Source organism: bacterium, assembly GCA_019637795.1.
In the GTDB taxonomy this organism is placed as follows: domain Bacteria; phylum Desulfobacterota; class Binatia; order HRBIN30; family CADEER01; genus JAHBUY01.
Genome location: JAHBUY010000003.1, coordinates 151,467 through 177,150, shown reverse-complemented (window position 1 = coordinate 177,150; position 25,684 = coordinate 151,467). Strand labels below are relative to the sequence as shown.

The 25,684-nt window shown below is 67.0% G+C and carries 26 protein-coding genes and 8 tRNA genes; 29 read left to right on the top strand and 5 right to left on the bottom strand.

Features of this window, described 5'->3' with window-relative positions:
* Nucleotides 1–33 precede the first annotated feature (33 nt).
* The 4 genes from KF840_10840 to KF840_10825 all read left to right on the top strand — a co-directional run bounded on the left by KF840_10840 (nucleotide 34) and on the right by KF840_10825 (nucleotide 3,172).
* A complete protein-coding gene (locus tag KF840_10840) occupies nucleotides 34–819 on the top strand; it encodes a bifunctional nuclease family protein (protein ID MBX3025387.1) in 786 nt (261 codons plus the stop codon).
* 107 nt (nucleotides 820–926) lie between these two features.
* A complete protein-coding gene (gene cyoE, locus KF840_10835; GenBank protein MBX3025386.1) occupies nucleotides 927–1,832 on the top strand; it encodes a heme o synthase in 906 nt (301 codons plus the stop codon).
* Nucleotides 1,833–1,916: 84 nt separating this feature from the next.
* Complete coding sequence (locus KF840_10830; protein MBX3025385.1) at nucleotides 1,917–2,519, top strand: heme-copper oxidase subunit III; 603 nt, start codon at nucleotides 1,917–1,919, stop codon at nucleotides 2,517–2,519.
* A gap of 47 nt (nucleotides 2,520–2,566) precedes the next feature.
* Nucleotides 2,567–3,172, top strand: a complete 606-nt coding sequence (locus KF840_10825) for an SCO family protein (GenBank protein MBX3025384.1) — start codon at nucleotides 2,567–2,569, stop codon at nucleotides 3,170–3,172.
* A gap of 3 nt (nucleotides 3,173–3,175) precedes the next feature.
* Here the strand turns inward: KF840_10825 and thrH are convergent, their stop codons facing one another.
* The 3 genes from thrH to KF840_10810 all read right to left on the bottom strand — a co-directional run bounded on the left by thrH (nucleotide 3,176) and on the right by KF840_10810 (nucleotide 5,904).
* Nucleotides 3,176–3,775 (bottom strand): bifunctional phosphoserine phosphatase/homoserine phosphotransferase ThrH, encoded by a 600-nt coding sequence (gene thrH, locus KF840_10820; protein MBX3025383.1) that lies wholly within the window; start codon nucleotides 3,773–3,775, stop codon nucleotides 3,176–3,178.
* 100 nt (nucleotides 3,776–3,875) lie between these two features.
* A complete protein-coding gene (gene fabD, locus KF840_10815; protein ID MBX3025382.1) occupies nucleotides 3,876–4,793 on the bottom strand; it encodes an ACP S-malonyltransferase in 918 nt (305 codons plus the stop codon).
* 58 nt (nucleotides 4,794–4,851) lie between these two features.
* Nucleotides 4,852–5,904 (bottom strand): class I fructose-bisphosphate aldolase, encoded by a 1,053-nt coding sequence (locus tag KF840_10810; GenBank protein MBX3025381.1) that lies wholly within the window; start codon nucleotides 5,902–5,904, stop codon nucleotides 4,852–4,854.
* Between the two features lie 208 nt (nucleotides 5,905–6,112).
* Here KF840_10810 and KF840_10805 point away from each other — a divergent pair.
* From KF840_10805 to rpsI, 10 genes are all read left to right on the top strand, one after another.
* Nucleotides 6,113–6,194, top strand: a tRNA-Leu gene (locus KF840_10805).
* Nucleotides 6,195–6,262: 68 nt separating this feature from the next.
* Nucleotides 6,263–7,579 carry a trigger factor gene (gene tig, locus KF840_10800; protein MBX3025380.1) on the top strand — a complete coding sequence of 439 codons (1,317 nt, stop codon included), beginning with the start codon at nucleotides 6,263–6,265 and terminating at the stop codon, nucleotides 7,577–7,579.
* Between the two features lie 27 nt (nucleotides 7,580–7,606).
* Complete coding sequence (gene clpP, locus KF840_10795) at nucleotides 7,607–8,203, top strand: ATP-dependent Clp endopeptidase proteolytic subunit ClpP (protein MBX3025379.1); 597 nt, start codon at nucleotides 7,607–7,609, stop codon at nucleotides 8,201–8,203.
* A gap of 11 nt (nucleotides 8,204–8,214) precedes the next feature.
* Nucleotides 8,215–9,468 (top strand): ATP-dependent Clp protease ATP-binding subunit ClpX, encoded by a 1,254-nt coding sequence (clpX, locus tag KF840_10790; GenBank protein ID MBX3025378.1) that lies wholly within the window; start codon nucleotides 8,215–8,217, stop codon nucleotides 9,466–9,468.
* Between the two features lie 30 nt (nucleotides 9,469–9,498).
* Complete coding sequence (gene lon / locus KF840_10785) at nucleotides 9,499–11,952, top strand: endopeptidase La (protein MBX3025377.1); 2,454 nt, start codon at nucleotides 9,499–9,501, stop codon at nucleotides 11,950–11,952.
* Nucleotides 11,953–12,057: 105 nt separating this feature from the next.
* Nucleotides 12,058–12,333, top strand: a complete 276-nt coding sequence (locus KF840_10780; GenBank protein ID MBX3025376.1) for an HU family DNA-binding protein — start codon at nucleotides 12,058–12,060, stop codon at nucleotides 12,331–12,333.
* 37 nt (nucleotides 12,334–12,370) lie between these two features.
* Nucleotides 12,371–12,445: transfer RNA gene (locus KF840_10775), tRNA-Val, on the top strand.
* Between the two features lie 60 nt (nucleotides 12,446–12,505).
* Nucleotides 12,506–12,583 (top strand) — tRNA-Asp (locus KF840_10770).
* A 34-nt stretch (nucleotides 12,584–12,617) separates the two neighbouring features.
* Entirely contained in the window at nucleotides 12,618–13,076 is a 459-nt protein-coding gene (rplM, locus tag KF840_10765; GenBank protein MBX3025375.1) for a 50S ribosomal protein L13, read from the top strand.
* Nucleotides 13,077–13,079: 3 nt separating this feature from the next.
* Nucleotides 13,080–13,478, top strand: a complete 399-nt coding sequence (gene rpsI / locus KF840_10760) for a 30S ribosomal protein S9 (GenBank protein MBX3025374.1) — start codon at nucleotides 13,080–13,082, stop codon at nucleotides 13,476–13,478.
* Nucleotides 13,479–13,489: 11 nt separating this feature from the next.
* Here rpsI and lptG read toward each other — a convergent pair whose 3' ends face one another.
* Together lptG and lptF are read right to left on the bottom strand one after the other, a co-directional pair.
* Nucleotides 13,490–14,584, bottom strand: coding sequence for an LPS export ABC transporter permease LptG (gene lptG / locus KF840_10755; protein MBX3025373.1), 1,095 nt, complete (start codon nucleotides 14,582–14,584; stop codon nucleotides 13,490–13,492).
* 2 nt (nucleotides 14,585–14,586) lie between these two features.
* Complete coding sequence (lptF, locus tag KF840_10750) at nucleotides 14,587–15,771, bottom strand: LPS export ABC transporter permease LptF (GenBank protein ID MBX3025372.1); 1,185 nt, start codon at nucleotides 15,769–15,771, stop codon at nucleotides 14,587–14,589.
* 16 nt (nucleotides 15,772–15,787) lie between these two features.
* On the opposite strand from lptF, the gene KF840_10745 reads away from it, so the two are divergent.
* The 15 genes from KF840_10745 to rpoB all read left to right on the top strand — a co-directional run bounded on the left by KF840_10745 (nucleotide 15,788) and on the right by rpoB (nucleotide 25,662).
* Nucleotides 15,788–16,576, top strand: a complete 789-nt coding sequence (locus KF840_10745; GenBank protein ID MBX3025371.1) for an RNA methyltransferase — start codon at nucleotides 15,788–15,790, stop codon at nucleotides 16,574–16,576.
* A gap of 81 nt (nucleotides 16,577–16,657) precedes the next feature.
* Nucleotides 16,658–16,732, top strand: a tRNA-Thr gene (locus KF840_10740).
* A gap of 6 nt (nucleotides 16,733–16,738) precedes the next feature.
* A tRNA-Tyr gene (locus KF840_10735) sits at nucleotides 16,739–16,824 on the top strand.
* A gap of 49 nt (nucleotides 16,825–16,873) precedes the next feature.
* Nucleotides 16,874–16,950, top strand: a tRNA-Gly gene (locus KF840_10730).
* A 42-nt stretch (nucleotides 16,951–16,992) separates the two neighbouring features.
* A tRNA-Thr gene (locus tag KF840_10725) sits at nucleotides 16,993–17,066 on the top strand.
* A 37-nt stretch (nucleotides 17,067–17,103) separates the two neighbouring features.
* Complete coding sequence (gene tuf / locus KF840_10720; GenBank protein ID MBX3025370.1) at nucleotides 17,104–18,294, top strand: elongation factor Tu; 1,191 nt, start codon at nucleotides 17,104–17,106, stop codon at nucleotides 18,292–18,294.
* Nucleotides 18,295–18,312: 18 nt separating this feature from the next.
* Complete coding sequence (rpmG, locus tag KF840_10715) at nucleotides 18,313–18,465, top strand: 50S ribosomal protein L33 (GenBank protein ID MBX3025369.1); 153 nt, start codon at nucleotides 18,313–18,315, stop codon at nucleotides 18,463–18,465.
* A 16-nt stretch (nucleotides 18,466–18,481) separates the two neighbouring features.
* Nucleotides 18,482–18,555: transfer RNA gene (locus KF840_10710), tRNA-Trp, on the top strand.
* A gap of 40 nt (nucleotides 18,556–18,595) precedes the next feature.
* Nucleotides 18,596–18,799 carry a preprotein translocase subunit SecE gene (secE, locus tag KF840_10705; GenBank protein MBX3025368.1) on the top strand — a complete coding sequence of 68 codons (204 nt, stop codon included), beginning with the start codon at nucleotides 18,596–18,598 and terminating at the stop codon, nucleotides 18,797–18,799.
* Between the two features lie 8 nt (nucleotides 18,800–18,807).
* The gene (gene nusG / locus KF840_10700) at nucleotides 18,808–19,338 is read left to right on the top strand and encodes a transcription termination/antitermination protein NusG (GenBank protein MBX3025367.1); all 531 of its coding nucleotides are present in this window, start codon (nucleotides 18,808–18,810) and stop codon (nucleotides 19,336–19,338) included.
* Nucleotides 19,339–19,355: 17 nt separating this feature from the next.
* Complete coding sequence (gene rplK, locus KF840_10695; GenBank protein MBX3025366.1) at nucleotides 19,356–19,781, top strand: 50S ribosomal protein L11; 426 nt, start codon at nucleotides 19,356–19,358, stop codon at nucleotides 19,779–19,781.
* Nucleotides 19,782–19,798: 17 nt separating this feature from the next.
* Nucleotides 19,799–20,506, top strand: coding sequence for a 50S ribosomal protein L1 (rplA, locus tag KF840_10690; protein ID MBX3025365.1), 708 nt, complete (start codon nucleotides 19,799–19,801; stop codon nucleotides 20,504–20,506).
* 10 nt (nucleotides 20,507–20,516) lie between these two features.
* A complete protein-coding gene (rplJ, locus tag KF840_10685; protein MBX3025364.1) occupies nucleotides 20,517–21,047 on the top strand; it encodes a 50S ribosomal protein L10 in 531 nt (176 codons plus the stop codon).
* Nucleotides 21,048–21,095: 48 nt separating this feature from the next.
* Nucleotides 21,096–21,506, top strand: coding sequence for a 50S ribosomal protein L7/L12 (rplL, locus tag KF840_10680; GenBank protein MBX3025363.1), 411 nt, complete (start codon nucleotides 21,096–21,098; stop codon nucleotides 21,504–21,506).
* A gap of 37 nt (nucleotides 21,507–21,543) precedes the next feature.
* A complete protein-coding gene (gene rpoB, locus KF840_10675; protein MBX3025362.1) occupies nucleotides 21,544–25,662 on the top strand; it encodes a DNA-directed RNA polymerase subunit beta in 4,119 nt (1,372 codons plus the stop codon).
* The last annotated feature ends 22 nt before the right edge of the window (nucleotides 25,663–25,684 follow it).

Sequence of the window (25,684 nt, the reverse complement as noted above, 5' to 3'; positions counted from 1 at the left end):
GACTCGGGGCCCTTGCCGGAGGACCCTGCGGGCGTGAGGTCCCTCGCGCCCTTCGCCACCGTGGTCCTGTTCGCCGTTCTCGCCGGCGGCTGCGCGCGTCACGGCGATCGACAGGTCGAGGTCCGCGTGCGCCGCATCGCGATGGATCCGGCATCGCGTTCGCCGGTGGTGCTCCTCGAAGATCCCGGCAGCAAGACGGCGCTGCCGATCTGGATCGGCATGACGGAGGCGCAATCGATCGCCATGGAGCTCGCCGGGGACACGCCGCCGCGCCCGCGCACCCACGACCTGGTGAAGACCATGTTCGACCGGGTCGGCGTGGATCTGCGGCGGGTGCTGATCCGCGACGTGCAGGAGGGGACCTACTTCGCCGACATCGTTCTCGCGCGCGATGGCGACGAGGTCACCGTGGACAGCCGCCCCAGCGACGCGATCGCCCTGGCGGTGCGGTTCGGGCGGCCGATCTTCGTCGAGCGCCAGCTTTTCGCGCGCGAGGCGGTGGTGCAGATGCGCGACTCCGCCGCGGACGACGTGGCGACGGTGGGGGGCATCACGGTCCAGGGTCTGTCGGTCGAGCTGGCCCGCTACTTCGACCTGCCGGCCGGCCGCGGCGTCGTCGTGTCCGACGTCACCGCCGGCGGGCCGCGCGCGCTGCGGCGCGGCGACGTGATCCTCGAGGTCGACGGCGAGCCGGTGCGCGATGCGCGGGACTTCCGCGCCAAGATGCGGCAGGGCGCCGCAGCGCTGGCCCTGCGGGTGCAGCGCGAGGGCGACGTGGTCGAGGTCGCGCTCGCGCACGACCCCGCGTTCGACCGCTGATCCGCGGCCCGCCGGTCGCCGCTGTCTGGCGCGCCGGCGCCCAGGGCATGGACCCCCGTTGCGCGGAGAAGCGGAACTTGACCATATAGGCGGCTGGATTTCCGACCATGAATCGAGTCGCCGAGGCGATTGGGGGAGCCGAGACGCGCGCCACCGGACAGGTGATGGCCGCCTACCTGGCGCTGACCAAACCGCGCCTCGTGACCATGGTGGTGATCACGGCCGCGGCCGGATTCTATCTCGGCGCGCCCGGCGCGATTCCCGCCGGTCTCTTTCTCCACGCGATGGCCGGCACGGCGTTCGCGGCGGCCGGGGCGTTGGCCCTGAACCAGTATCTGGAGCGCGATCTCGATGCCTGCATGGCGCGCACGCGGCGGCGGCCGCTGCCGGCAGGTCGGGTCCAGCCACTGCCAGCACTGCTGTTCGGTGGCGCGCTGACGGTGATCGGGCTCGCCCAGCTCCTGCTGGCGGTGAACCCGCTGGCATCCGCCGTCACGGCCGTGACCTCCGCCGTGTACCTGTTCATCTACACGCCGCTGAAGCGGATCACGCCGCTGTGCACCATCGTCGGTGCCGTGCCGGGTGCGCTGCCACCGGTGACCGGCTGGGTGGCGGCGCGCGGCGATTTCGGCGACGGCGCGGTGGTGCTGTTCGCGATCCTCTTCCTCTGGCAGATCCCGCACTCGCTCGCGATCGCGCGGCTCTACGCGGATCAGTACGCGGATGCGGGATTCCGGCTCCTGCCGGTGGTGGAGCCGGACACGCGTCGGACCGAGCGCGCGGTGCTCAGCTACAGCCTGGCGCTGGCGGCGGTGGGCGTGACGCCGGCGCTGCTCGGCATGGCCGGTCCCCTGTACCTCGCGGTGGCGCTGATCCTCGGCGGCGGTCTGCTCGCCACCGCGGTCGCCTTTGCGATCCGCCGCGCCGGTTCGGCGCGCTGGCTCCTTCTCGCGTCGCTGGTCTATCTGCCCGTCCTGTTGAGCATGATGGCCTTCGACCGGGTGGGACGCTGAGCGGCGCGATGCTGCGCTGACCCGGCGCCGCGAGCCGGGCGAGTCATGGCGCCGAACGCGCCGCATCGCACCGCGTCCCGGCCCTTGCGACTGGTCCACCGCGCCGGCGGACCGGTCGCGAGCAACGGCGACGGCGTCCGCGACAGCCCGGCGCTGCTGGGAATGAAGCTCGTCATCGGCAGCGAGGTGGTGCTCTTCGGGTCGCTGATCGCCGCCTACCTCGCCCTGCGTGCCCAAGCGGCCGCATGGCCGCCGCCGGGACAGCCGCGGCTGCCGATCGCGGTCACCGGCGCCAACACGTTGGTGCTGTTGCTCAGCGGCGCGACGGTCTGGAGAGCCGCGCGCGCGGCGCGCGTGGCCGCGCGCGCGGCCTGCCGGCGCTGGCTGTGGGCGACGCTGCTGCTCGGCGTCGTCTTTCTCGTCGCCCAGGGCAGCGAATGGGCGCGCCTGATCGGGTACGGGCTGCGTCTGTCGTCCGGCATCTACGGCGGCATGTTCTACTCGTTGATCGGGCTGCACGGGCTGCACGTCATCGCCGCGGTGCTCATCCTGGGGATCGTCCTGTGGCGCGGGCGGGCGATCGCCTTCACCCATGCGAGGCGGGTGGACGTGGCCGTCTCCCACCTCTACTGGATGTTCGTCGTCGCGATGTGGCCTCCGCTCTATCTGATGGTCTACCTGCTGTGAGCGCGGGTTCGCCGACTGCCGCCGCGGGGCGCGGCTGGCGTCCACTGGTGATCCTCGCGGTCGCCATCGCCGTGGCCGCCACGGCCGCGGCCCTGCTCATCGCGCGCCAGGCGCATCGCCCGCAGCCGCCCCCGGCGTTCGGAGTGGTTCCCGCGTTCGCGCTGACGGAGCGCTCCGGGCGCGAGATCCGGCGCGCCGATCTCGATGGCGGACCGTGGATCGCCGACTTCATCTTCACGCGCTGCACCGGGATGTGTCCGGCGCTCTCCTCGCGCATGGCGGAGCTGCGGCGGCGGGTCGCCGATACCGGTCTACCGGCCCGTTTCGTGTCGTTCAGCGTCGATCCCGCGCACGACACCCCGGCGGTGCTGCGCGACTACGCGCGGCGCGTCGGCGCCGACGGCGACGACTGGCTCTTCCTCACCGGACCGCGCGATGCGCTGTACGACCTGATCGGCGGCGGGTTCCGTCTCAGCGTCAGCGAGCGCGCGCCCGATGCGGTGGCCGTCGAGGGCGGCGAGCTCATCGCCCACAGCGATCGGTTCGTCCTCGTCGACGGCGTCGGCCAGATCCGCGGCTACTATCACGGACTCGAGCCGACGATGCCCGAGGCGGTGATCCGCGACCTCCGGGCGCTTGCCGACGATCGATGACGCTCAGCCGGCGGCGCGCGCGATCGCGGCGCGCAGCTCGTCGTAGGTGCGGGTGACCGGGAACTGCGGAAACTCGCGGATCACGTTGTCGGGCGGCCGGAAGAGGATTCCGGCGTCGGCTTCGTCGAGCATCGCCGTGTCGTTGTACGAGTCGCCGGCGGCCACGACGTCGAAGTTCAACAGCTTGAGCGCCATCACGGCGCGGCGTTTGCCATCCTCGATGCGCAGCCGGTAGTCGCGCACCCTGTCGTCGGCGTCCACCACCAGCGAGTGACAGAAGAGTGTCGGATGGCCGAGCTGCTCCATCAGCGGGGCGGCGAATTCGTAGAACGTGTCGGACAGGATGATGACCTGGTGCTCGCCGCGCAGCCAGGCGAGGAAGTCGCGCGCGCCGTCGAGCGGACCCATGCGGCGGATGACCGCCTGGATGTCGCGCAGGCGCAGCCCGTGCTGTTCCAGGATCGCGATGCGATTGCGCATCAGCTTGTCGTAGTCGGGTTCGTCGCGCGTGGTGATGCGCAGCGCCTCGATGCCGGTGGCCTCGGCGACGTTGATCCAGATCTCGGGGACGAGCACGCCTTCCAGATCGAGGCAGACGATCATGGCGGCTGGCTATCGGGTCTGCCGCGGAGGCGCAAGCGCCGTCCGGAGCCGCGACGGATGGTGGGAGCCGCGACGCGTCGGCTCGAACGGCGGTTGCGCGTCAGGCAGCCAAGCGCGCGCGCGCCGCCTCGACCGAGGCGACGTCGCCAACCGCCAGCCGCTCGATCGCGCGATCGATCCGGCGCACCAGGCCGCTCAGCACCGTGCCGGGTCCGACCTCGACGATCGTCGTCAGGTGCTGTTCCCTGATCATCGTGCGCACCAGTGTCGTCCAGCGCACGGTGCGGCTGACCTGGCGGGCCAGCCCGTCGCGCACCGCGTCGACATCGGCGGCGCGCGCGGCGTCGACGTTGTTGTAGAAGGGGATGCGCGGTGCGGCGAGGGCGACCGTGGCGAGGTCGCCGCGCAGGCGCTCCTCCGCCGGCTGCATCAGGCGGCAGTGGAAGGGAGCGCTCACCGGCAGCTCGATGATCTGGCGAGCGCCGGCCGCGCCGGCGACGCGACGGGCGGCGTCGCGCGCGCCGGCGATGACGATCTGGCCGGGCGCGTTGTCGTTGGCGATGTCGACCGCGCCACCGTCGGCAGCGATGGCGGCGCGAATGGCGTTCTCCTCGGCGCCGATGAGGGCCAGCATGGCGCCCTCGCCGGCGGGAACCGCCTCCTGCATGTAGCGGCCCCGCTGGTGGACCAGGCGGACGGCGTCGCGGAAGCTCAGGGACCCGGCGGCAACCAGGGCGGAATACTCGCCCAGGCTGTGGCCGGCGACGGCGGCGGGCTCGAGGCCGAGGGCGCGATAGGCGGCGACGCTGACCAGGAGGATCGCTGGTTGGGTGTTGGCCGTCAGCGTCAGCTCGTCCGCCGGCCCCTCGCGGATGATGCGGGAGAGGGAGAAGCCCAGGGCATCGTCGGCCTCGGCGAAGAGATCGCGCGCGCCGGCGAAGTGCGCGCAGAGGTCGGTGCCCATCCCGACCGCCTGGGATCCCTGGCCCGGGAAGACGAAGGCGACCGAATCGAGCATGCGACGGTTGCGCAGTCAGCCAGCGATCGCACGTGGCAGCGGCACCAGGTCGGGCGGCTCAGGCGATGGTGATCGCCGGGTCCGCGTAGACGTCCTGGATGATGTTGAGCAGCTTGACGCCCTCGTCCATCGGCCGCTGAAACGCCTTGCGGCCGGAGATCAGGCCCATGCCGCCGGCGCGCTTGTTGACCACCGCCGTCTTCGCCGCCTCCTCGAAGTCGCCCGCGCCAGACGACGCGCCGCCCGAATTGATGAGGCCCATGCGGCCCATGTAGCAACCGGCAACCTGGTAGCGGGTGAGGTCGATCGGGTGGTCGCTGGTGAGCGCGCTGTACACCAGCTTGCTGGTCTTGCCGAAGCTCAGTGCGGTGTAGCCGCCGTTGTTCTCGGGCGCCTTCTGCTTGATGATATCGGCTTCGATCGTCACGCCGAGGTGGTTCGCCTGGCTCGTGAGGTCGGCGGCCACGTGGTAGTCGACGCCGTCCTTCTTGAAGGCGTCGTTGCGGAGGTAGCACCACAGGACCGTCGCCATGCCCAGCTCGTGCGCGGCCTGGAACGCCGCCGACACCTCCTGGATCTGCCGGCCGGACTCGGCGGAGCCGAAGTAGATCGTCGCCCCGACCGCGGCGCAGCCCATGTCGGCCGCCTGTTGGACGTGCGCGAACATGATCTGGTCGAACTTGTTCGGATACGTGAGGAGCTCGTTGTGGTTGAGCTTCAGGAGGAAGGGAATCTTGTGGGCGTAGCGCCGTGCCACCGCGCCGAGCACGCCCAGCGTCGTCGCCACCGCGTTGCAGCCGCCCTCGATGGCGAGGCGAACGATGTTCTCGGGGTCGAAGTAGAGCGGGTTGGGTGCGAACGACGCGCCGGCGCTGTGCTCGATGCCCTGATCGACGGGCAGGATCGACAGGTACCCGGTGCCGGCGAGGCGTCCGTGGTTGAAGATCGACTGCAGGTTGCGGAGGACGGGGATCGGCCGGTCGGTGTGCGACAGGACGCGATCGACGAAGTCGGGGCCAGGGATGTGGAGGAGCGACCGGTCGATCGTCTTGCAGGTGTGGGTGAGAAGCGAATCGGCGTCCTTGCCGAGTAGGTCGCTGATGCGCGCCATCGAATGGTTCCTCCCTGTGGGTGCAAGCCTGCGGCTCGCCGATGCGAGCGTGCGTCGATGGTTCGCACATACCATCTGTGTCGGCAAGCGCGCGGGAGCGCGTCCCGGCGCGACAGCGGCGCCGCTCCGTGCGGGGCTCGAGCCGTTATTGCGGCGGCGGCAGCGGGCCTGCTACAGGCGAGATCGCAGCCGCGCCCCGCGCGACCACGCGAGAGTGGCGGAACTGGTAGACGCGCTAGACTTAGGATCTAGTGGGGCCACCCGTGGGGGTTCGAGTCCCCCCTCTCGCACGACGCGCAACTGGCGCGGCATTTTCTTGAATCACCGTACTGATCCCGTTAGTCATGGAGCGGCCTTGATGACGAAGGTAGCCTTGGAATCCGTCGATGCGGTGCGTCGGCGGCTGGCCGTCGAGATACCCGCCGCCGAGGTCGCGGCCGAGCTCGAACGCGCCTACGCACAGCTCAAGCAGCGCGCCCGCGTTCCCGGGTTCCGGCAGGGGCGCGCCCCGCGCGCCGTGCTGGAGAAGATGTTCGGCGATCAGGTGCGCGCCGATGTCTTCGGCCGTCTGGTGCAGGAGTCGTATCTGGACGCGGTGCGCGAGCAGAACCTGCAGCCGGTGAGCTCGCCCGAGATCATCACCGAGAGCGCCGAGCCCGGGGCGCCGCTGCGCTACTCGGCGACGATCGAGGTGCGACCGTCGGTCACCGCGACCGGCTATGCCGGCCTCGCGGTCGAGCGGCCCGTGCACGCGATCGCCGATTCCGACGTCGACTACTTCCTCACCGGCCTGCGCGAGCGAAACGCCACGTTGGTGTCGATCAGCGACCGCCACGAGACGCAGGCGGGCGACATCGCGACCATCGACTACGAGGCGCGGGTCGGCGACGCGCTGGTCGGCAGAGGCGACCAGCGGCTGGTGGAGGTCGGCGGGTCGGCGGAGGAGGGACCCGGTGCGCATCTCGCAGGCGCCCTGCTGGGCGTGCCGGTGCAGTTCGAGATCGCCTATCCAGCCGAGCATCAGAACCCCGACCTCGCCGGGAAGACGGTGCGCTTCACGGCGACGGTGACGGCGCTGGCGCGGCGCGACGTGCCGGCGCTCGACGAGGCATTCGCCAAGGCCCACGGCGACGTCGACACCGTCGACGCGCTGCGCGCGCTGGTCAAGCAGCAGCTCGATGTCGCGGCGCAGCGCGACGCGGCCGCGGCGGTGCGGTCGGCTCTGGTCGCCAAGCTGGTGCAAGCGCACGAGTTCGACGTGCCGCAGTCGATGATCGACCGGCGCGCCGAGCTGCTCGCCGACGAGGTGCTCGAGGGGCTTGGTCCGCGCCGACCGCCGGCCAGCCGGGCCGCGGAGTTCCGCGCACGGCTGCTGCACGACCTGCAGGAGCAGGCGCGCAACCAGGTCAAGGCAACGCTGCTGCTCGAGTCCATCGCCGCGCAGGAGCACCTCGCCGTCGACGACGCGACGATCGACGCCCACATCGATCGCCTGGCCGAGACCGCCGGCAAGGCGCGCGAGCGCGTCCGCGCGCTCTACCAGGACCCGGGGGCGCGCGCCGGGTTGCGCAGTCGACTGCTGCAGGACCGCGCACTCGATCTGCTCGTCGCTCGTGCCAACATTACCGACGTCGCGCGCCCATCGGGCGTTGCTGGGGTCTCTGGAAACGGCTAGACTTTTGCTTGGGAGTGGCGCCGCGGCATGAATCTGGTTCCGATCGTAATCGAGCAAACGGGTCGCGGTGAGCGTGCGTTCGACATCTTTTCGCGGCTCCTCAAGGATCGCATCGTCTTCCTGGGTTCGCCGGTCACTGACGACGTCGCCAACCTGATCACCGCGCAGCTCCTGTTCCTCGAGTCCGAGGACCCGGAGCGGGACATCCACTTCTACATCAACTCTCCAGGCGGCTCGGTGACCGCCGGCCTGGCGATCTACGACACCATGCAATACGTGCGGCCGGAGGTCTCGACCCTGTGCCTCGGTCAGGCGGCGAGCATGGCCGCGTGGCTGCTCGCCTCCGGAGCGCGCGGCAAACGGTATGCCCTGCCGCACGCCCGCATCATGATTCACCAGCCGCTCGGTGGCGTGCAGGGGCAGGCCGTGGATATCGACATCCAGGCGCGGGAGATCCTGCGTCTGCGCGAGCAACTCAACAACATCCTGGTGAAGCATACCGGCCAGAGTCTCAAGAAGATCGAGAAGGACACGGACCGCGACCTCTTCATGACCGGCAAGCAAGCAGTGGAATACGGACTGGTGGACGAGGTCATCGTCAGCCGGTCGATCAAGAAAGTGTGAGCGGGTGTCGTATGGCGAAGCACGGTGACGATCGCAGCGGCAACCTGGTCTGCTCCTTCTGCGGAAAGAGCCAGGACGAGGTCCGAAAGCTGATTGCCGGCCCGACGGTCTACATCTGCGATGAGTGTATCGACCTCTGCAACGACATCATCGCCGAGGAGTGCGACCAGGAGGAGGGGCTCACCTCGACCTCGGCGGTGCCCAAGCCGGCCGAGATCAAGAAGGTCCTGGACCAATACGTGATCGGGCAGGAGCGCGCCAAGCGGGTGCTCGCGGTGGCGGTCCACAACCACTACAAGCGCATCGATTCGCAACTGGTCACGGGCGACGTCGAGTTGCAGAAGTCGAACATCCTGCTCGTCGGTCCCACGGGTTCCGGCAAGACGTTGCTGGCGCAGACGCTGGCCCGATTCCTCCAGGTGCCGTTCACGATCGCCGACGCCACCAGCCTGACCGAGGCCGGGTATGTCGGAGAGGACGTCGAGAACATCATCCTCAGTCTGCTGCAGAACGCCGACTACGACGTGGAAAAGGCGCAGCGCGGCATCGTCTACATCGATGAGATCGACAAGATCTCCCGCAAGGGGGACAACCCGTCGATCACCCGCGACGTGTCCGGCGAGGGCGTGCAGCAGGCGTTGCTGAAGATCATCGAGGGAACGACGGCCAGCGTGCCGCCGAAGGGCGGCCGCAAGCACCCGCAGCAGGAGTTCCTGCAGGTCGACACCTCGAACATCCTGTTCATCTGCGGTGGCGCGTTCGTCGGCCTCGACGACATCATCCGCCGGCGCATCGGCATGAAGGGCATCGGCTTCGGGGTCGAGATCCGCGCCCGCGAGCACGGCCCGCAGCGGAATCTGCTGCACGAGGTTCAGACCGAAGATCTGCTGAAGTTCGGCCTCATCCCGGAATTCATCGGCCGCCTGCCGGTCATTGCCACCCTCGACGAGTTGCACGAGCAGGACCTGGTGCGGATCCTGAAGGAGCCCAAGAACGCGCTCACCCGCCAGTATCAGAAGCTCTTCGAGATGGAGGGCGTCCACCTCAAGTTCACGGACGGTGCATTGGTCGCGATCGCGCGCGAGGCGCTGCGCCGCAAGTCCGGCGCCCGCGGGTTGCGCGCCATTCTCGAGGACGTGATGCTCGACGTGATGTACGACATCCCGTCGCAGCCCAACATCAAGGAAGTGCTGATCGCCGAGGAAGTGATCACCAAGCGCGAGCAGCCGATCGTCCTCTATCAGAAGACGGCCGAGACCGCGTGAGCGGTGAGCCGTTCGGACAAAGGACCCTACATGCTCTTTCGGAACGATAAGAAAGATCGCGAGGACGGCCCAGGCGGCAATCTCCTGCGGGTGCCGTTGCTGCCGCTGCGCGACATCATCGTCTTCCCGCACATGGTCGTGCCGCTGTTCGTCGGCCGGCAGAAATCGATCAAGGCGCTGGAAGAGGCGATGAACAAACAGAAGTTCATCCTCCTGGCGGCGCAGCGCGAGGCGAAGACCAACGATCCAGGCGAGGACGACATCTACCGCGTCGGCACGCTCGGTACGGTCGTGCAGTTGCTCCGGCTGCCGGACGGCACGGTGAAGGTGCTGGTCGAGGGCAAGAAGCGGGCGCGCGTCGTCCGTTACGTCGACCAGAGTGAGTACTTCCTGGTCGAGGCGGAGGAGATCGAGGAGGTCTGCCCGAAGAGCACTGAGATCGAGGCACTGACCCGCTCGATCAACTCGACGTTCGAGCACTACGTCAAGTTGAACAAGAAGATTCCGCCCGAGATGATCATGTCGGTGGCCTCGATCGAGGACCCGGCGCGGCTCGCGGACACCATCGTCGCCCACCTCGGGGTGAAGTTGGAGGACAAGCAGGCGCTGCTCGAAATCGAAAACCCAGCCGAGCGGCTGGAGCGCGTCCTCGGCAACATGCGCTCGGAGATCGAGATCCTCGAGGTCGAGAAACGCATCCGTACTCGGGTCAAGAAGCAGATGGAGAAGACCCAGAAGGAGTACTACCTCAACGAGCAGATGCGGGCGATCCAGAAGGAGCTCGGCGAGAAGGACGAATTCAAGAACGAGATCCAGGAGCTCGAGGAGAAGATCAAGCAGAAGAAGATGTCCGCCGAGGCCAAGGAGAAGGCGGAGAAGGAGCTGAAGAAGCTCAAGATGATGTCGCCGATGTCGGCCGAGGCGACGGTCGTTCGCAACTACATCGACTGGATCATCTCCCTACCCTGGAACGAGTTCACCGACGACAAGTTGGACATCGGCGAAGCGGAGAAGGTCCTGGAAGAGGACCACTACGGACTCGAGAAGGTGAAGCAGCGCATTCTCGAATACCTGGCGGTGCAGTCGCTGGCGGGCCAGATGAAGGGGCCGATCCTCTGCTTGGTCGGCCCTCCGGGCGTCGGCAAGACCTCGCTCGGCAAATCGATCGCTCGCTCCACCGGGCGCAAGTTCGTTCGCATCTCGCTCGGCGGCGTTCGCGACGAGGCGGAGATCCGCGGCCACCGTCGTACCTACATCGGCGCTCTTCCGGGCAAGATCATCCAGTCCATGAAGAAGGCGGGATCGAGCAATCCGGTGTTCCTGCTCGATGAGGTCGACAAAATGTCGACCGACTTCCGCGGCGACCCGTCATCGGCTCTGCTCGAGGTCCTCGACCCGGAGCAGAACGCCAGCTTCAACGATCACTACCTCGACGTGGATTACGACCTCTCGAAGGTGATGTTCATCACCACTGCGAACACCCTCGAGGGGATTCCGCGGCCCCTCCAGGACCGCATGGAGATCATTCGCATCGCCGGCTACACCGAGGTCGAGAAGCTGCACATCGCCAGCAAGTACCTGGTGAAGAAGCAACGCGAGGCGAACGGGCTCAAGGACGAGAATGTGGAGATCTCGGACAACGCCCTGCTCGGCGTGATCCGCCACTATACGAAGGAGGCGGGGGTTCGAAACCTCGAGCGCGAGATCGCCGCGATCTGCCGCAAGGTGGCGGTGGAAGTCGTGAAGACCGATCGGTCGGCGCACGTGCGGGTGAACGGCAAGGTGCTGGCGAAGTATCTCGGGCCACCGAAGTATCGCTACGGCAAGGCCGAGGAGGACAGCCGCGTCGGCACGGCCACTGGTCTTGCCTGGACGGAACTGGGCGGTGAGCTGCTGGCGACCGAGGTCACGATCATGCCCGGCAAGGGCAAGTTGATCATCACCGGTCGCCTCGGCGACGTGATGCAGGAGTCGGCGCAGGCGGCGCTCAGCTACGTGCGTTCGCGCGCCGACGAGCTCGGGCTCGAGCGCGACTTCTACCAGAACATCGACATCCACATTCACGTTCCCGAGGGGGCAATTCCCAAGGACGGTCCGTCGGCCGGCATCACGATGGCCACGGCCCTGGTGTCGGCGCTCACCAAGACGCGAGTGCGGCACGACCTTGCGATGACCGGAGAGGTCACCTTGCGTGGCCGCGTGCTGCCGATTGGCGGCCTCAAGGAGAAGGTGCTCGCCGCCCATCGCGGTGGCATCAAGACCGTGCTCATCCCTGCCGAGAACGAAAAGGACATTCTGGACATCCCCGCCAACGTGCTGCGCTCGGTCGAGCTGATCATGGTCGACCACATGGACCAAGTGCTGCGGAGGGCGCTCGTGCTCGACAATCCGGACGAGCTGTTCCGCAAGCCGATCGCCGCCGAGCCGGCGACGACGGTGGCGTCTGCCACGCAGCCGGCATTCGGGGACGTGGTCGCTCACTGACCGCCGCCAGCCGGTCACTTCAGCCGCGACGGCTTGGTTGACTCGCTACCGGTGCGCTGTTATAGCGCCGGGGTTACTCACGTCGCCGCGACGACAGGGGACGGAATGACCAAAGCCGAGCTCATCGAATCCGTAGCAAGCAAAGTCGATCTGCCCCGTGCGACCGCTGAACGGGCGGTGAACACCATGTTTGACGAGATGGTGGCGGCGCTGAAGCAGGGCGACAAGGTCAACATATCCGGCTTCGGGACCTTTTCGGTTTCGACCAGGAAGGCGCGGACGGGGCGCAATCCGAAGACGGGCGAGAGCATCGAGATCGCCGCTTCGCGAGCTGCGAAGTTCAAGCCCGGCAAGACGCTCAAGGACGAAATCAACGGTTGATCTCGGAAAAACGGCGGGCGGGCTGGATGACCCGGGCGGGCGGTTAGCTCAGCGGGAGAGCATCGGCCTTACAAGCCGGAGGTCATCCGTTCAAATCGGATACCGCCCACCACTTCTCTCCCGCGAGCCCGGCGTGACGCGCCGGGGGAAACGACAGCACACAGCACATATCGGGGTGGTAGTTCAGCTCGGTTAGAACGCCGGCCTGTCACGTCGGAGGTCGCGGGTTCAAGTCCCGTCCACCCCGCCATTTTTCACACGCACGCGACACCACGGAGCACATGATGAAGTCGACCGCCATGCTGACGCGCGAAGAGGCGCTTGCCGGCCGCCGCTGGTACGTCATCGACGCGCACGACCGAGTTCTCGGGCGCGTCGCGTCGGAGGCGGCCAAGCTGCTGCGCGGCAAGGGCAAGCCCGCCTTCACCCCACACGTCGACTGCGGCGACTTCGTGGTGATCGTCAACGCCGAGCAGGTGCGGCTCACCGGTCCGAAGGAAGAGACCAAGATCTACTACCGGCACAGCGGCTTCCCCGGTGGTATCCGGGCGCAAAGCGCGGGGCGGATGCGGGCGTCGCATCCCGAGCGGCTCCTCCGGTTGGCGATCACGGGCATGCTGCCGAAAAATCGCCTCGGCCGGCAGCTTGCGACCAAACTCAAAATCTATGCGGGGGCGGAGCATCCGCACGCCGCCCAGCAGCCGGCGGTCATCGACCTGCCGGCGGCGGGAAGCAGGGAGTAAGTGATGGCTGAACGGACGGCGGCCCACGCGGCCACGGGCAAGCGAAAGACGGCGGTGGCGCGCGTCCGGCTGTTGCCGGGCGATGGCAAGGTGAGTGTGAATCGGCGTTCACTCGAGGAGTATTTCGGTCGTCCGACGCTGCGCATGATCGTCAATCAGCCGCTCGAGCTGACCAGCACCAAGGGGTCATACGACGTCGCCGCCAACGTGGTCGGCGGTGGGGTGTCGGCACAGGCGTCGGCGATCCGCCACGGCATCACTCGTGCGCTGATGGAGGCGAACCCGGACTTCCGCCCAGCGCTCAAGAAGGCGGGCTTCGTGACCCGGGATCCGCGCGAGGTCGAGCGCAAGAAGTACGGTCGCCACAAGGCGCGCAAGCGTCCGCAGTACTCGAAGCGCTGAGCGGCGCGGCGTCAGTCGCTCGAGAGGAAGAGCGCGACACCGAGCAGCAGATACACACCGTTGGCGGCCCATGCGGCTACCAGCGGTGGCAGGGCGCCAGTCTGCCCGAGCGAGGTCGACAGGCCGAGCACGACCCAATACCCGAACCCGACGGCCGTGCCGATGCCGACGATCGCGGCGATGCTCGGGTGGCGGCGCAGGCGGCCTGCGATCGGCACTGCGATCACGGCCAGGACGCAGTTGGCGAATGGGAGCGCCAGCTTCAGGTAGAGATCGACGAGGTAGTGCGAAGCGTCGATGCCCTTGCGCGCCAGGTCGTCGATGCGCTCGCGCAGCGCTGTGAAGCTGAGCTCCTCCGGCTCGCGTTGCACCTCGAGGAAGTCGTCCAGGGTCTCGGCGACGTGCAGTCCGTCGACCGGGATCGGGGTGCCGCTGACCGAGCCGTCGGTCATCGAGTACTCGACCGCGTTCGTCGTACGCCATTGGCCGTTGCGCCAATCAGCGCGTGGCACGTGCACGACGCTGCGCAGTCGGAAGCTTCCGTCGAGGCGGTAGATGGTGACGTCGAAGATGGCCTGCCGGTCCCGGTCGACGTAGTCGATGTGGTAGAAGCCGTCGGCGCCATGAAACCAGATGGCGCGCTCGCTGAGGACGCCTCGCAGGGCGCGTTTGCGGATCTCGACGTTGTTCACGTACTGGAACTTGCGCGATGAGTAGGGCACCACCGTCTCGTTCCAGATCAGGGCTGCGGCGCTGATCGCCAGACTCAGGACGAGCACGGGGGTGGCGGTCTGTGCCAGACTCACGCCGCCGGAGCGGAAGGCGATGATCTCGTTGCGTCGCCCCAGCAGCCCATAGGTCAACAGCGCTGCGGTGATGACCGCCGGCGGCGTGATCTGCGTCAGCATCAGCGGGATCTTGAAGAGGAAGTAGCGTGCGGCTGCCGAGACGGTCGCGTCGTGGCGCAGCAGGATGTCGAGGCGATCGAAGAGATCGATGATGATGTACAGCAGGATGAAGGCGGCAAGGATCGGTGCCAGCAGCGACAGGAACTGGCGAGCGACGTAGCGGTTGATGACGGTGAACGGACGCGGCGGCGTCGCCATGGTCATCCCGTCGCGCGGCTGCGCCGCGCGACCACCCGGCGCAGCCAGGCCGTGATGCGTTCGCGCAGTGACTGTGGCGTGTGCGCCGCCTCTTGGCCGGCTCGTAGCAGCAGGATCGCGGCGACCACGGTGAGCGCCACGTTCGGCAGCCACACCGCGACCACCGGCGGCAGCGACCCGCGGTCGCCCAGGTTCTGTCCGAAGGTCAGGAGCAGGTAGTAGAGGAAGATCAGGCCGAGGCTCAACGAGAAGCCGCGAGAATGCACGGCGCGGGTCGGCTGGATGCCGAGTGGCACGCCGATCGCCGCGAAGACCAGGCAGGCGAAGGGGATCGCGAGCTTGCGCTGGATCTCGACGCGCTCGGCGTTCGCCGGGTCGCCGCTCGCGACCTTCTCGGCGATGGTGTCGCGCAACTCGTGCAGCGTGAGCTCGCTGACGTCGCGCTCGCGATCGCGTAGCTGCGACAGCGCCGCGTTGAGGTCGAGCGTGATGTCGTAGGTCGTGAAGCGCGTGTCCTGATAGCCTTCGTCCTTGTCGCCGGTGCTGTAGATGCCGCCGTTTTCGAGCCGGAGGGTGAGGCTGTGCCGCCGTTCATTGGTAATCAGCCGTCCGGTCGTGGCGTAGACGGTGTTGTGGAGCGACGGGTCGCGGGTGTCGGCGACGAGGATCCCCTCGAGCACATCACTGGCCGAGCGGATACGGTCGACATAGATCACCAGATTCTTGAACTCGTCGTTGAACACCTTCGCCTTGATCCCGGCGGCGGCTCGCGTCTTCACGATCTCGTACAGCCCTTGGCGGAGATGGCTGTTGCCCCACGGACGGGCCGTGACTGACAGCCAGCCGGTGAGCAGCGCGATGACGAAGGCGAAGATAGCCACCGGCACCAGCAGGCGATACAGGCTGATGCCGGCCGCCCGCATGGCGATGACCTCACTGTCCGACGAGAGGCGGCCGAAGGCGACCAGAATCGCCAGCAGCAGCGCCATCGGGACCGTGACCTCGAGGAAGGCGGGAAGGATGTAGGAGAAGATCCGCACCATCTGGGCGAGTGGGACCCCGCGGTTGACCACCAGCTCGACGAGCTTGAGGATGCGGACGATCAGCAGGATCGAGGTGAAGATTGCCAGGCCGAGAAGAAACGGCACGACCATCTCGCGCAGGATGTAGCGGTCGAGGATCGTCACTCGGAGGAGGATGCTAGTGAAGGGCCAGCGGGATGTAAACGCGCGCGGGCGCAGGCGGCGCGAAGCGACGAGCTACTGGACGTTCGGCATCAACGCCGTCGAGCGCCGGCTGGTGGCACAGCCCGCCTCGGTGCGCGAGGTGTGCGTCCTGCGCGGTGACCATCCGCGCCGCGCCATCCTCGAGCGCGCGGCGCGTGGGCATGGCATCGCGGTGCGAATCGTCGAGGGTGACACGCTGCGCCGCCTCACCGGTTCGGACGCCCACCAGGGCGTCGCCGCGCTGGTCGGGCCATTCCCGTACGCCGACCTCGATGTTGTGTTGGAGACCGACCCCGGACCGGTTCTCATGTTGGATCACCTGCAGGACCCCCATAATTTCGGGGCGCTGGTCCGAACCGCGGCGGCCGCCGGAGTTGCCGCGGTCGTCATTCCGCGCGACCGCGCCGCCGGAGTGACGGGGGCGGTGGAGAAGGTGGCGGCCGGGGCGGTCAACGACGTCCCGATCTGTCAGGTGGCAAACCTGCACCGGGCGCTCGTCGACCTGCGCGAGGTCGGCTACTGGAGCATCGCCCTCACTCCGATTGGGGGGACCTCGATCTTCGACCTGGAACTGCCCGACCGGCCGGTCCTGGTCCTCGGGGGGGAGACCGGCCTCCACCCCCTGGTCGAGACGAGCTGCGATCTCAGGGCGTCGATCCCCCAACGCGCGGGAGTGGAGTCCCTGAACGCCTCGGTTGCCGGAGCCGTCGCCATGTACGATGTCTCCCGGCGATTGGATCGACTGCAGCGGCTTGACAGCATCTAGGAATCGCTGTTAGGAAGCAGGTTTCGCGCCAGGCGGGAATCGTGCCCCCTGGATCCAGGACATTTTCCGAGAACGCTGTGAGCCGATGTAGCTCAAAGGTAGAGCGACTGACTTGTAATCAGTAGGTTGCCAGTTCGATTCTGGCCATCGGCTCCAAGCTGGGGAGAGGTGCCCGAGTGGCCAAAGGGAGCAGACTGTAAATCTGCCGGCAATTGCCTTCGAAGGTTCGAATCCTTCCCTCTCCACCATCCTCTTCACGACGTTGTTGTTGTTGGGTCAGCCGGCCTTTTGGACAATGCGGGAGTAGCTCAGTTGGTTAGAGCATCAGCCTTCCAAGCTGAGGGTCGCGGGTTCGAATCCCGTTTCCCGCTCCATTTCGTGCGGCTCGAGTCGGCGATGGCGGCGGGCCTAAGGATGCCCAGGTAGCTCAGTCGGCTAGAGCACGTCCTTGGTAAGGACGAGGTCGGCGGTTCGATTCCGCTCCTGGGCTCTCAACCCCTTCACCACGACACATCAGAGGAAAAGCGATGGCAAAGGCGAAGTTCGAGCGGACGAAGCCGCACTGCAACATTGGGACGATCGGGCACATCGACCACGGGAAGACGACGCTGACGGCGGCGATCACCAAGGTGCTGGCGGAGGCGGGGACGGCGCAGTTCGTGGCGTTCGACCAGATCGACAAGGCGCCGGAGGAGAAGGCGCGCGGGATCACGATCAACACGGCGCACGTGGAGTACGAGACGAAGAATCGGCACTACGCGCACGTGGATTGCCCGGGGCACGCCGACTACATCAAGAACATGATCACCGGGGCGGCGCAGATGGACGGCGCGATTCTGGTGGTGGCGGCCTCGGACGGGCCGATGCCGCAGACGCGCGAGCACATCCTGCTGGCGCGCCAGGTGGGGGTGCCGGCGATCGTGGTGTTCATGAACAAGGTGGACATGGTCGACGACGCCGAGCTGCTGGACCTGGTGGAGCTGGAGGTGCGCGAGCTGCTGTCGAAGTACGAGTTTCCGGGCGATGACATTCCGATCATCCGCGGCAGCGCGCTGAAGGCGCTCGAGGGCGACAAGAGCGAGGTGGGGGCGCCGGCGGTGCTGAAGCTGATGGAGGAGGTGGACCGGTACATTCCGCAGCCGACGCGGGACGTGGACAAGCCGTTTCTGATGCCGGTGGAGGACGTGTTCTCGATCAGCGGCCGGGGCACGGTGGCGACCGGGCGGGTGGAGCGGGGGCGGGTGAAGGTGGGCGAGGAGATCGAGATCGTCGGCATCAAGGCGACGACCAAGACGGTGGTGACGGGCGTGGAGATGTTCCGCAAGCTGCTCGACGAGGGGCAGGCGGGGGACAACATCGGCTGCCTGCTGCGGGGGACCAAGCGCGAGGAGATCGAGCGCGGGCAGGTGCTGGCGAAGCCGGGGTCGATCACGCCGCACACGCAGTTCGAGGCGGAGGTGTACATTCTGACCAAGGAGGAGGGCGGGCGGCACACGCCGTTCTTCAAGGGGTACCGGCCGCAGTTCTACTTCCGGACCACCGACGTGACCGGGGTGGCGCAGTTGCCCGAGGGCACCGAGATGGTGATGCCGGGGGACAACGTGAAGCTGGCGGTGGAGCTGATCATGCCGATCGCGATGGAGGAGGGGCTGCGCTTCGCCATCCGCGAGGGCGGCCGCACCGTCGGCGCCGGCGTCGTCTCCAAGATCATCGCCTGATCATCGGGGAGGGAACCCATGCGCGACCTGATCTCGTTCCAGTGCGACCAGTGCAAGCGTCGCAACTACACGGCCACCAAGAACAAGAAGAAGACCACCGAGAAGCTCGCCTTCCGCAAGTTCTGTCCCACCTGCCGATCGCACACGACGCACAAGGAGGGGAAGGTCTGATCGAGGCCGCCACCGGGGGTCAGTAGCTCTAATTGGCAGAGCACCGGACTCCAAATCCGGGGGTTGCAGGTTCGAGCCCTGCCTGGCCCGCTTCTCGAACGACACAGACGCTATGGCGCTACAGGAACAGTTGAGCAAAGCGCGGGATGTCGTCCCGCGGTCGATGACCTTCCTCCAGGAAGTGTGGGCGGAGCTCAAGAAGGTCCACTGGCCCACGCGCTCGGAGACCTATGCCGCTACTGCCGTGGTGCTCGCGGTCGTGGCGATCGTCGGCATCTATCTCGGTACCGTCGACTTCCTTCTCTCACAGTTGATCCAGTTCATTCTCCGGTGAGTCTCGCCATGGCGAAAGAGTGGTACGTCGTCCACACGTACTCCGGCTACGAGCAGAAGGCGAAGGCGGCCCTCGAGGAGCGCATCAAGGCGCTCGGCAAGGAGGCGTCCTTCGGCGACGTGCTGGTGCCGGCGGAGAAGGTCGTCGAGCTGGTCAAGGGCCGCAAGAAGACGTCTTCGCGGATGTTCTTCCCCGGCTACATCCTCGTCAACATGGAGCTCAACGACGAGACCTGGCACATCGTGAAGAACACGCCGAAGGTTACGGGCTTCGTCGGCGGTTCCACGCAGCCGGCGCCGATCTCCGAGCGCGAGGTGCGCGAGATCACGGATCAGATGGCCGAAGGCGCAGTGCGCCCGAAGCCGAAGGTGCTCTTCGAGAGCGGCGAGCACGTGAAAGTGATCGACGGCCCGTTCCAGGACTTCAACGGTGTCGTCGAAGAGGTCAAGCCCGACAAGGGCAAGCTGCGCGTGCTGATCAGCATCTTCGGCCGCGCGACGCCGGTCGAGCTCGACTTCGTCCAGGTCGAGAAGGCCTGACGCAGGAGGACCCTTAGGTGGCGAAGAAAGTCATCGCAGAGATCAAGTTGCAGATTCCCGCCGGGGCGGCGAACCCCAGCCCGCCCGTCGGGCCGGCGCTCGGCCAGCGCGGCGTCAACATCATGGAGTTCTGCAAGGCGTTCAACGCCAGGACGCAGAGCCAGCCGGGCATGATCATTCCCGTGATCATCACCGTGTACGCCGATCGCTCCTTCACGTTCATCACCAAGACGCCGCCCGCATCGGTGCTGCTGAAGAAGGCGGCCGGCGTTGAGAAGGGCGCCGCCGATCCGAAGCGCGGCAAGGTCGGCAAGGTGACGCGGGCGCAGGTGAAGGAGATCGCCGAGCTGAAGCGGCCGGACCTCTCGGCCGAGTCGCTCGAGGCGGCCATGCGCACCATCGAGGGCACGGCGCGCAGCGTCGGGCTCGACGTGGTCGACTAGGAGGCGAGGAACAGGCAATGGCAACTGGCAAGCGGATGAAGAGCGCGCTGACGCGGGTCGATCACGAGCAGCGCTACGCCCTCGACGAAGCGGTCGGCCTCGCCGTCGAGCTCGCGCGGGCGAAGTTCGATGAGACGATGGAGCTCGCGGTTCGCCTCGGTGTCGATCCGCGGCAGGCGGATCAGAACGTGCGCGGCACCGTCGTTCTCCCGCACGGCACCGGCCGCGCGGTGCGGGTGGCAGTGTTCGCCAAGGGCGAGAAGGAGCGCGAGGCCAAGGAGGCCGGTGCCGACGTGGTCGGCGGCGAAGACCTCGTGAAGCGCATCCAGGACGAGGGCTGGCTGGAGTTCGACAGCGCCGTCGCGACGCCCGACATGATGGGGCTCGTCGGTCGCATCGGTAAGGTACTTGGACCACGCGGCCTGATGCCGAATCCGAAGCTCGGTACCGTGACCTTCGATGTCGGCAAGGCGGTCAGCGAGCTCAAGGCCGGCAAGATCGAGTATCGCGTCGACAAGGCTGGCATCGTACACCTGCCGTTCGGCAAGGCGTCGTTCGGCCCCGAGAAGTTGATCGCCAACGCGCACGCCGCGCTCAGCAGTCTCATCAAGGCGAAGCCGGCGTCGGCCAAGGGCAACTATGTCATCAGCGTGTCGGTGAGCTCGACCATGGGACCCGGCATCAAGGTCAACCCGCTCGCGGTCCGTACGCTTGCAGCGGCGTGAGGAGCCAGACGTGAATCGGGACGAAAAGGTAGCCTCGGTCGCCGAGTTGCACGAGCGCTTCAGCAGGGCCAGCGTCGCGCTGGTGGCCTCGAATCTCGGCCTCACGGCCGCGGAGTCGCGGGCGCTGCGGCGCACCCTGCGCGCTGCCGGCGGCGAGCTCAAGGTCGCCAAGCACACGCTTGGCAAGATCGCCATGCAGGAGACCCGCTACGCGCAGTGCGGTAGCCTGTTGGTCGGCCCGCGCGGCCTGGTGTTCGGCTACACCGACCCGGTGGCCGTCGCCAAGGCCCTGGTCGACTTCGCCGAGCAGCATGCCAAGCTGCAGATCGACGGCGGTGCCGTCGAGGGCCAGATCATCCCGAGCGACGGGGTGAAGGCGCTGGCAAGGATGCCCGCTCTGCCGGCGCTGCAGGCGCGGATCGCCCGCCAGGCCCTGTCACCGGGGTCGCGGATCGCTTCTTCGGTGCAAGCACCGGCGCAGCGCATCGCGGGTGCCATCGAGGCGTTGGTCACGAAGCTCGAAGAAGCGGGTGGCGCCTGAAGGGGCCGCCGCGACGAAATATCACACGGAAAGGGAACGGGAGGACACATGTCGGAAGCTGCACGCGATTGGTCGAACGAAGTGAAGGATCTTGGCGACAAGATCATGGGCCTGACATTGCTCAAGGCCCAGGAGCTCGGTGACTACCTGAAGGACGTCTACGGCATCGAAGCCGCGGCGGCGCCGGTGATCGCGGCCGGCCCGGCGCTGGCCGGCGGTGGCGCGGCGCCGGCGGCCGAGGCGGAGAAGGAAGACTTCTCGGTCGTGCTCACCGGCTCCGGCGACAAGAAGATCCAGGTCATCAAGGTGATCCGCGAGCTCACCGGCCTCGGCCTGAAGGAGGCCAAGGACTTGGTCGACGGCGCGCCGAAGACCGTCAAGGAAGACGTGCCCAAGGCGCAGGCCGAGGACATGAAGAAGAAGATCGAGGAGGCGGGCGGCACCGTCGAGTTGAAGTAGTGCTGCAGTTCACCCCGGTGATCGCGAGGGCGACGGAATGAGTGTTCGCGTAGCGCACAATGTCCGCCTACGGCGGAATTTCGGCAAGATCCGCAAGATCATCGACATCCCCAACCTGATCGAGATCCAGCGTCGGTCGTACGACGAGTTCCTGCAACTCGGGTTCTCGTCCGGCGAACGCCGCGATGTCGGCCTGCAGGGGGTGTTCAAGTCGGTCTTTCCGATCAAGGACTTCAACGAGACCGCGTCGTTGGAGTTCGTCAGCTACTCGCTCGGCGAACCGAAGTACTCCGTGCAGGAGTGCCACGAGCGCGGCATGACCTTCGCCGCGCCGCTGAAGGTCACCATCCAGTTGGTGATCTGGGACGTCGACCCCGAGACTGGTGCGCGCTCGATCAAGAACGTGAAGGAGCAGGAGGTCTACTTCGGCGAGATCCCGCTGATGACGACCAACGGCACGTTCATGGTCAACGGCACCGAGCGCGTGATCGTCAGCCAGCTCCATCGCTCGCCGGGCGTCTTCTTCGACCACGACAAGGGGAAGACCCACGCCAGCGGCAAGCTGCTCTACTCCGCGCGCATCATTCCGTATCGCGGCTCGTGGATCGACCTCGAATTCGACCCGCGAGACATCCTCTTCGTGCGCATCGACCGCCGTCGCAAGTTCCATGCGACGGTGCTGCTGCGCGCCCTCGGCATGACCACCGAGGACCTGCTCAACTACTTCTACAAGAAGGACACCGTTCTCATCGACGCCAACCGCCTGGCGAAGGTGTTCAAGCCCGGGCAGCTCGTCGGCAGCAAGGCGACGCGGGACGTTCGCGGCGCCGGCAACGAGCTCATCGTCAAGGAAGGCCGCAAGATCACCAAGGCGTCCATCAAGCAGATGGAGAGCGCCGGAGTGAAGGAGATCCCGGTCGCCCTCGAGGAGGTCCTCGGCCGCGTCTCGGCGCACGACGTCGTCGAGCCCAAGACCGGTGAAGTGCTGCTCGAGTGCAATCAGGAGCTCACCACCGAGATCCTCGACCGGCTGCGCGCCGCGGGCGTCAAGGACGTCGAAGTCCTGCTCATGGACGACACCCACATCGGGCCGTCGCTCCGGAATACGCTGCTGCAAGACAAGGTCGCCTCACCCGAGGACGCCATCCTCGAGATCTACAAGCGGCTCCGTCCCGGCGATCCGCCGACCATCGAAACGGCGACGACCTTCTTCAACAATCTGTTCTTCAACCCGGAGCGCTACGATCTCTCGCGCGTTGGTCGTCTGAAGTTGAACCACCGTCTCGGGCTCGACGCGCCGCTCGAGCAGGGCACGCTGCGGCGCGAGGACATTCTGCAGGTCGTCCGCTACCTGATCGAGCTCAAGAACGGCAACGGCCAGACCGACGACATCGACCACCTCGGCAACCGTCGCGTCCGCGCGGTCGGCGAATTGGTCGAGAACCAGTACCGCATTGGCCTCGTCCGCATGGAGCGCGCCATCAAGGAGCGCATGAGCCTGCAGGACATCGAGACGCTGATGCCGCAGGAGCTAATCAACTACAAGCCGGTGTCGGCGGTCATCAAGGAGTTCTTCGGGTCCAGCCAACTGTCGCAGTTCATGGACCAGACGAACCCGCTGTCGGAGATCACGCACAAGCGTCGCCTCTCGGCCCTCGGCCCCGGCGGTCTGACGCGGGAGCGCGCCGGTTTCGAGGTGCGCGACGTGCACCCGACGCACTACGGTCGCGTCTGCCCGATCGAGACGCCGGAAGGTCCGAACATCGGCCTCATCGCGTCGCTGTCGACCTTCGCCAGGGTGAACGAGTTCGGATTCGTCGAAACCCCGTACCGCGAGGTCGAGAACGGCCGCGTCACCGAGCGCGTGCGCTACCTGTCGGCACTCGAGGAAGAGCAGCACGTCATCGCCCAGGCCAACGCCCCGGTGGACGCTCGCGGGGAGTTCACCATCGACCGCGTGTCCGCCCGACGCGGCGGCGAGTTCGTGATGGTTCCGCCGGAGGAGGTGGACTTCATGGACGTGTCGCCGAACCAGTTGGTCAGCGTCGCCGCGTCGCTGATCCCGTTCCTCGAGAACGACGACGCGAACCGCGCGCTGATGGGTGCCAACATGCAACGCCAGGCGGTGCCGCTGCTGCGCACCGAGGCGCCCCTGGTCGGCACGGGCATGGAGAAGGTGGTGGCCCGCGACTCGGGCGTCACCATCGTCGCCGTGCGCGACGGCATCGTCGAGGCCGTCGACGCCACCCGCATCGTGGTGCGCGCCGACAAGCCGAGCGGCGGCCCGCGCGATCCCGGCGTCGACATCTACAACCTGACGAAGTACCAGCGCTCGAACCAGAACACCTGCATCAACCAGAAGCCGATCGTCCGCGAGGGCGACCACGTCAACGCCGGGGAGGTCATCGCCGACGGCTCGTCCACCGAGATGGGCGAGCTGGCGCTGGGCCGCAACGTGCTCGTCGCCTTCATGCCGTGGGGCGGGTACAACTTCGAGGACTCCATCCTGATCAGCGAGCGGGTGGTGAAGGACGACTTCTTCACCTCGGTGCACATCGAGGAGTTCGAGTGCGTCGCCCGCGACACCAAGCTCGGACCCGAGGAGATCACCCGCGACATTCCCAACGTCGGCGAGGACGCGCTCAAGGATCTCGACGACAGCGGCATCATCCGTATCGGCGCCGAGGTCCGACCCGGCGACATCCTGATCGGCAAGATCACCCCCAAGGGCGAGACCCAGCTCTCGCCAGAGGAGAAGCTGCTTCGCGCCATTTTCGGCGAGAAGGCCGGCGAAGTGCGCGACACCTCGCTCAAGGTGCCGCCGGGCGTCGAGGGCACCGTCATCAACGCCCGCGTCTTCTCGCGCAAGGGCGTCTCGAAGGACGAGCGGAGCCGCCTCATCGAGGAGGAGGAGACGGCGAAGCTGAAGAAGGACCAAGAGGACGAGCAGCGCATCATCCGCGAGTCCACCCTGAAGCACTTGAAGAAGCTGCTCGTCGGCAAGGAGGCCGGGAGCCGCATCAGCGACGATCAGCGCCGCGTCGTGCTGGCCAAGGGCAAGGTGATCGAGGCCGCTGACTTCGACGAGATCCCGACCAGCCTCTGGGGGGAGATCAAGATCGGCGACGCCAAGATCGAAGAGGAAGTGACGCGCCTGGTCGAGGCCATGCAGGAGCAGCTCTCGCTCATCCGCCTGGCGTTCACCGAGAAGCTCGATCGCCTCAAGGCGGGCGATGAGCTGCCACCGGGCGTCATCAAAATGGTCAAGGTCTTCGTCGCCATCAAGCGCAAGCTGCAGGTGGGCGACAAGATGGCCGGCCGGCACGGGAACAAGGGCGTGCTGTCGCGGATCCTTCCAGAGGAGGACATGCCGTACCTCGAGGATGGAACCCCGGTGGAGGTGGTGCTGAACCCGCTCGGCGTGCCGAGCCGCATGAACCTCGGCCAGATCCTCGAGACCCACCTCGGGTGGGCGGCGCGCGCCCTCGGTGCGCAGATCGCGAGCGAGGCCAACCAGAACGGCAAGACCAACGCCGCCGGCCTGCGCCGCAAGATGAGCGATCTCTACGGCAAGGACTACGGATCGTTTATCGACGATCTGCGGGACGAGGACGTCGTCCGCCTCGCCCAGGTCGCGCACGCCGGCGTCCACACCGCGTCGCCGGTGTTCGATGGCGCCTCCGAAGACGAGGTCTTCGGCTGGCTGCAGAAGGCGGGTCTTCCCAACAGCGGCCAGACCCGCCTGTTCGACGGCCGCAGCGGCGACGCGTTCGCCCACGAGGTGACCGTCGGCATCATGTACATGCTGAAGCTGCACCACCTCGTCGACGACAAGATCCACGCCCGCTCGACGGGTCCGTACTCGCTGGTCACCCAGCAGCCGCTGGGTGGCAAGGCGCAGTTCGGTGGCCAGCGCCTCGGCGAAATGGAGGTCTGGGCGCTCGAAGCCTACGGCGCCGCTTACAGCCTCCAGGAGATGCTGACGGTGAAGTCGGACGACGTGGCCGGCCGCACCCGTATGTACGAGGCCATCGTAAAAGGTGAGAATGTCCTCGAACCCGGGTTGCCGGAATCCTTCAACGTCATGGTGAAGGAGCTCCAGAGTCTCGCCCTCGACGTCGAATTGCTCGAGGAAAAGAAGCCCGAGACCGCCTGAGCGGCCAGGAGGCGGGAGAGCA

Bases quoted from the DNA above. Each gene is read 5' to 3' on its own strand.
- KF840_10780 (MBX3025376.1), top strand. From the start codon at position 12,058: ATGACCAAAGCCGAGCTCATCGAATCCGTAGCAAGCAAAGTCGATCTG.
- rplM (MBX3025375.1), top strand. From the start codon at position 12,618: ATGAAGTCGACCGCCATGCTGACGCGCGAAGAGGCGCTTGCCGGCCGC.
- rplA (MBX3025365.1), top strand. From the start codon at position 19,799: ATGGCAACTGGCAAGCGGATGAAGAGCGCGCTGACGCGGGTCGATCAC.
- rplL (MBX3025363.1), top strand. From the start codon at position 21,096: ATGTCGGAAGCTGCACGCGATTGGTCGAACGAAGTGAAGGATCTTGGC.
- rpsI (MBX3025374.1), top strand. From the start codon at position 13,080: ATGGCTGAACGGACGGCGGCCCACGCGGCCACGGGCAAGCGAAAGACG.
- lon (MBX3025377.1), top strand. From the start codon at position 9,499: ATGCTCTTTCGGAACGATAAGAAAGATCGCGAGGACGGCCCAGGCGGC.
- clpX (MBX3025378.1), top strand. From the start codon at position 8,215: ATGGCGAAGCACGGTGACGATCGCAGCGGCAACCTGGTCTGCTCCTTC.
- clpP (MBX3025379.1), top strand. From the start codon at position 7,607: ATGAATCTGGTTCCGATCGTAATCGAGCAAACGGGTCGCGGTGAGCGT.
- cyoE (MBX3025386.1), top strand. From the start codon at position 927: ATGAATCGAGTCGCCGAGGCGATTGGGGGAGCCGAGACGCGCGCCACC.
- KF840_10810 (MBX3025381.1), bottom strand. From the start codon at position 5,904: ATGGCGCGCATCAGCGACCTACTCGGCAAGGACGCCGATTCGCTTCTC.
- thrH (MBX3025383.1), bottom strand. From the start codon at position 3,775: ATGATCGTCTGCCTCGATCTGGAAGGCGTGCTCGTCCCCGAGATCTGG.
- tuf (MBX3025370.1), top strand. From the start codon at position 17,104: ATGGCAAAGGCGAAGTTCGAGCGGACGAAGCCGCACTGCAACATTGGG.
- tig (MBX3025380.1), top strand. From the start codon at position 6,263: ATGACGAAGGTAGCCTTGGAATCCGTCGATGCGGTGCGTCGGCGGCTG.
- rpmG (MBX3025369.1), top strand. From the start codon at position 18,313: ATGCGCGACCTGATCTCGTTCCAGTGCGACCAGTGCAAGCGTCGCAAC.
- nusG (MBX3025367.1), top strand. From the start codon at position 18,808: ATGGCGAAAGAGTGGTACGTCGTCCACACGTACTCCGGCTACGAGCAG.
- rpoB (MBX3025362.1), top strand. From the start codon at position 21,544: ATGAGTGTTCGCGTAGCGCACAATGTCCGCCTACGGCGGAATTTCGGC.
- fabD (MBX3025382.1), bottom strand. From the start codon at position 4,793: ATGCTCGATTCGGTCGCCTTCGTCTTCCCGGGCCAGGGATCCCAGGCG.
- lptG (MBX3025373.1), bottom strand. From the start codon at position 14,584: ATGGCGACGCCGCCGCGTCCGTTCACCGTCATCAACCGCTACGTCGCT.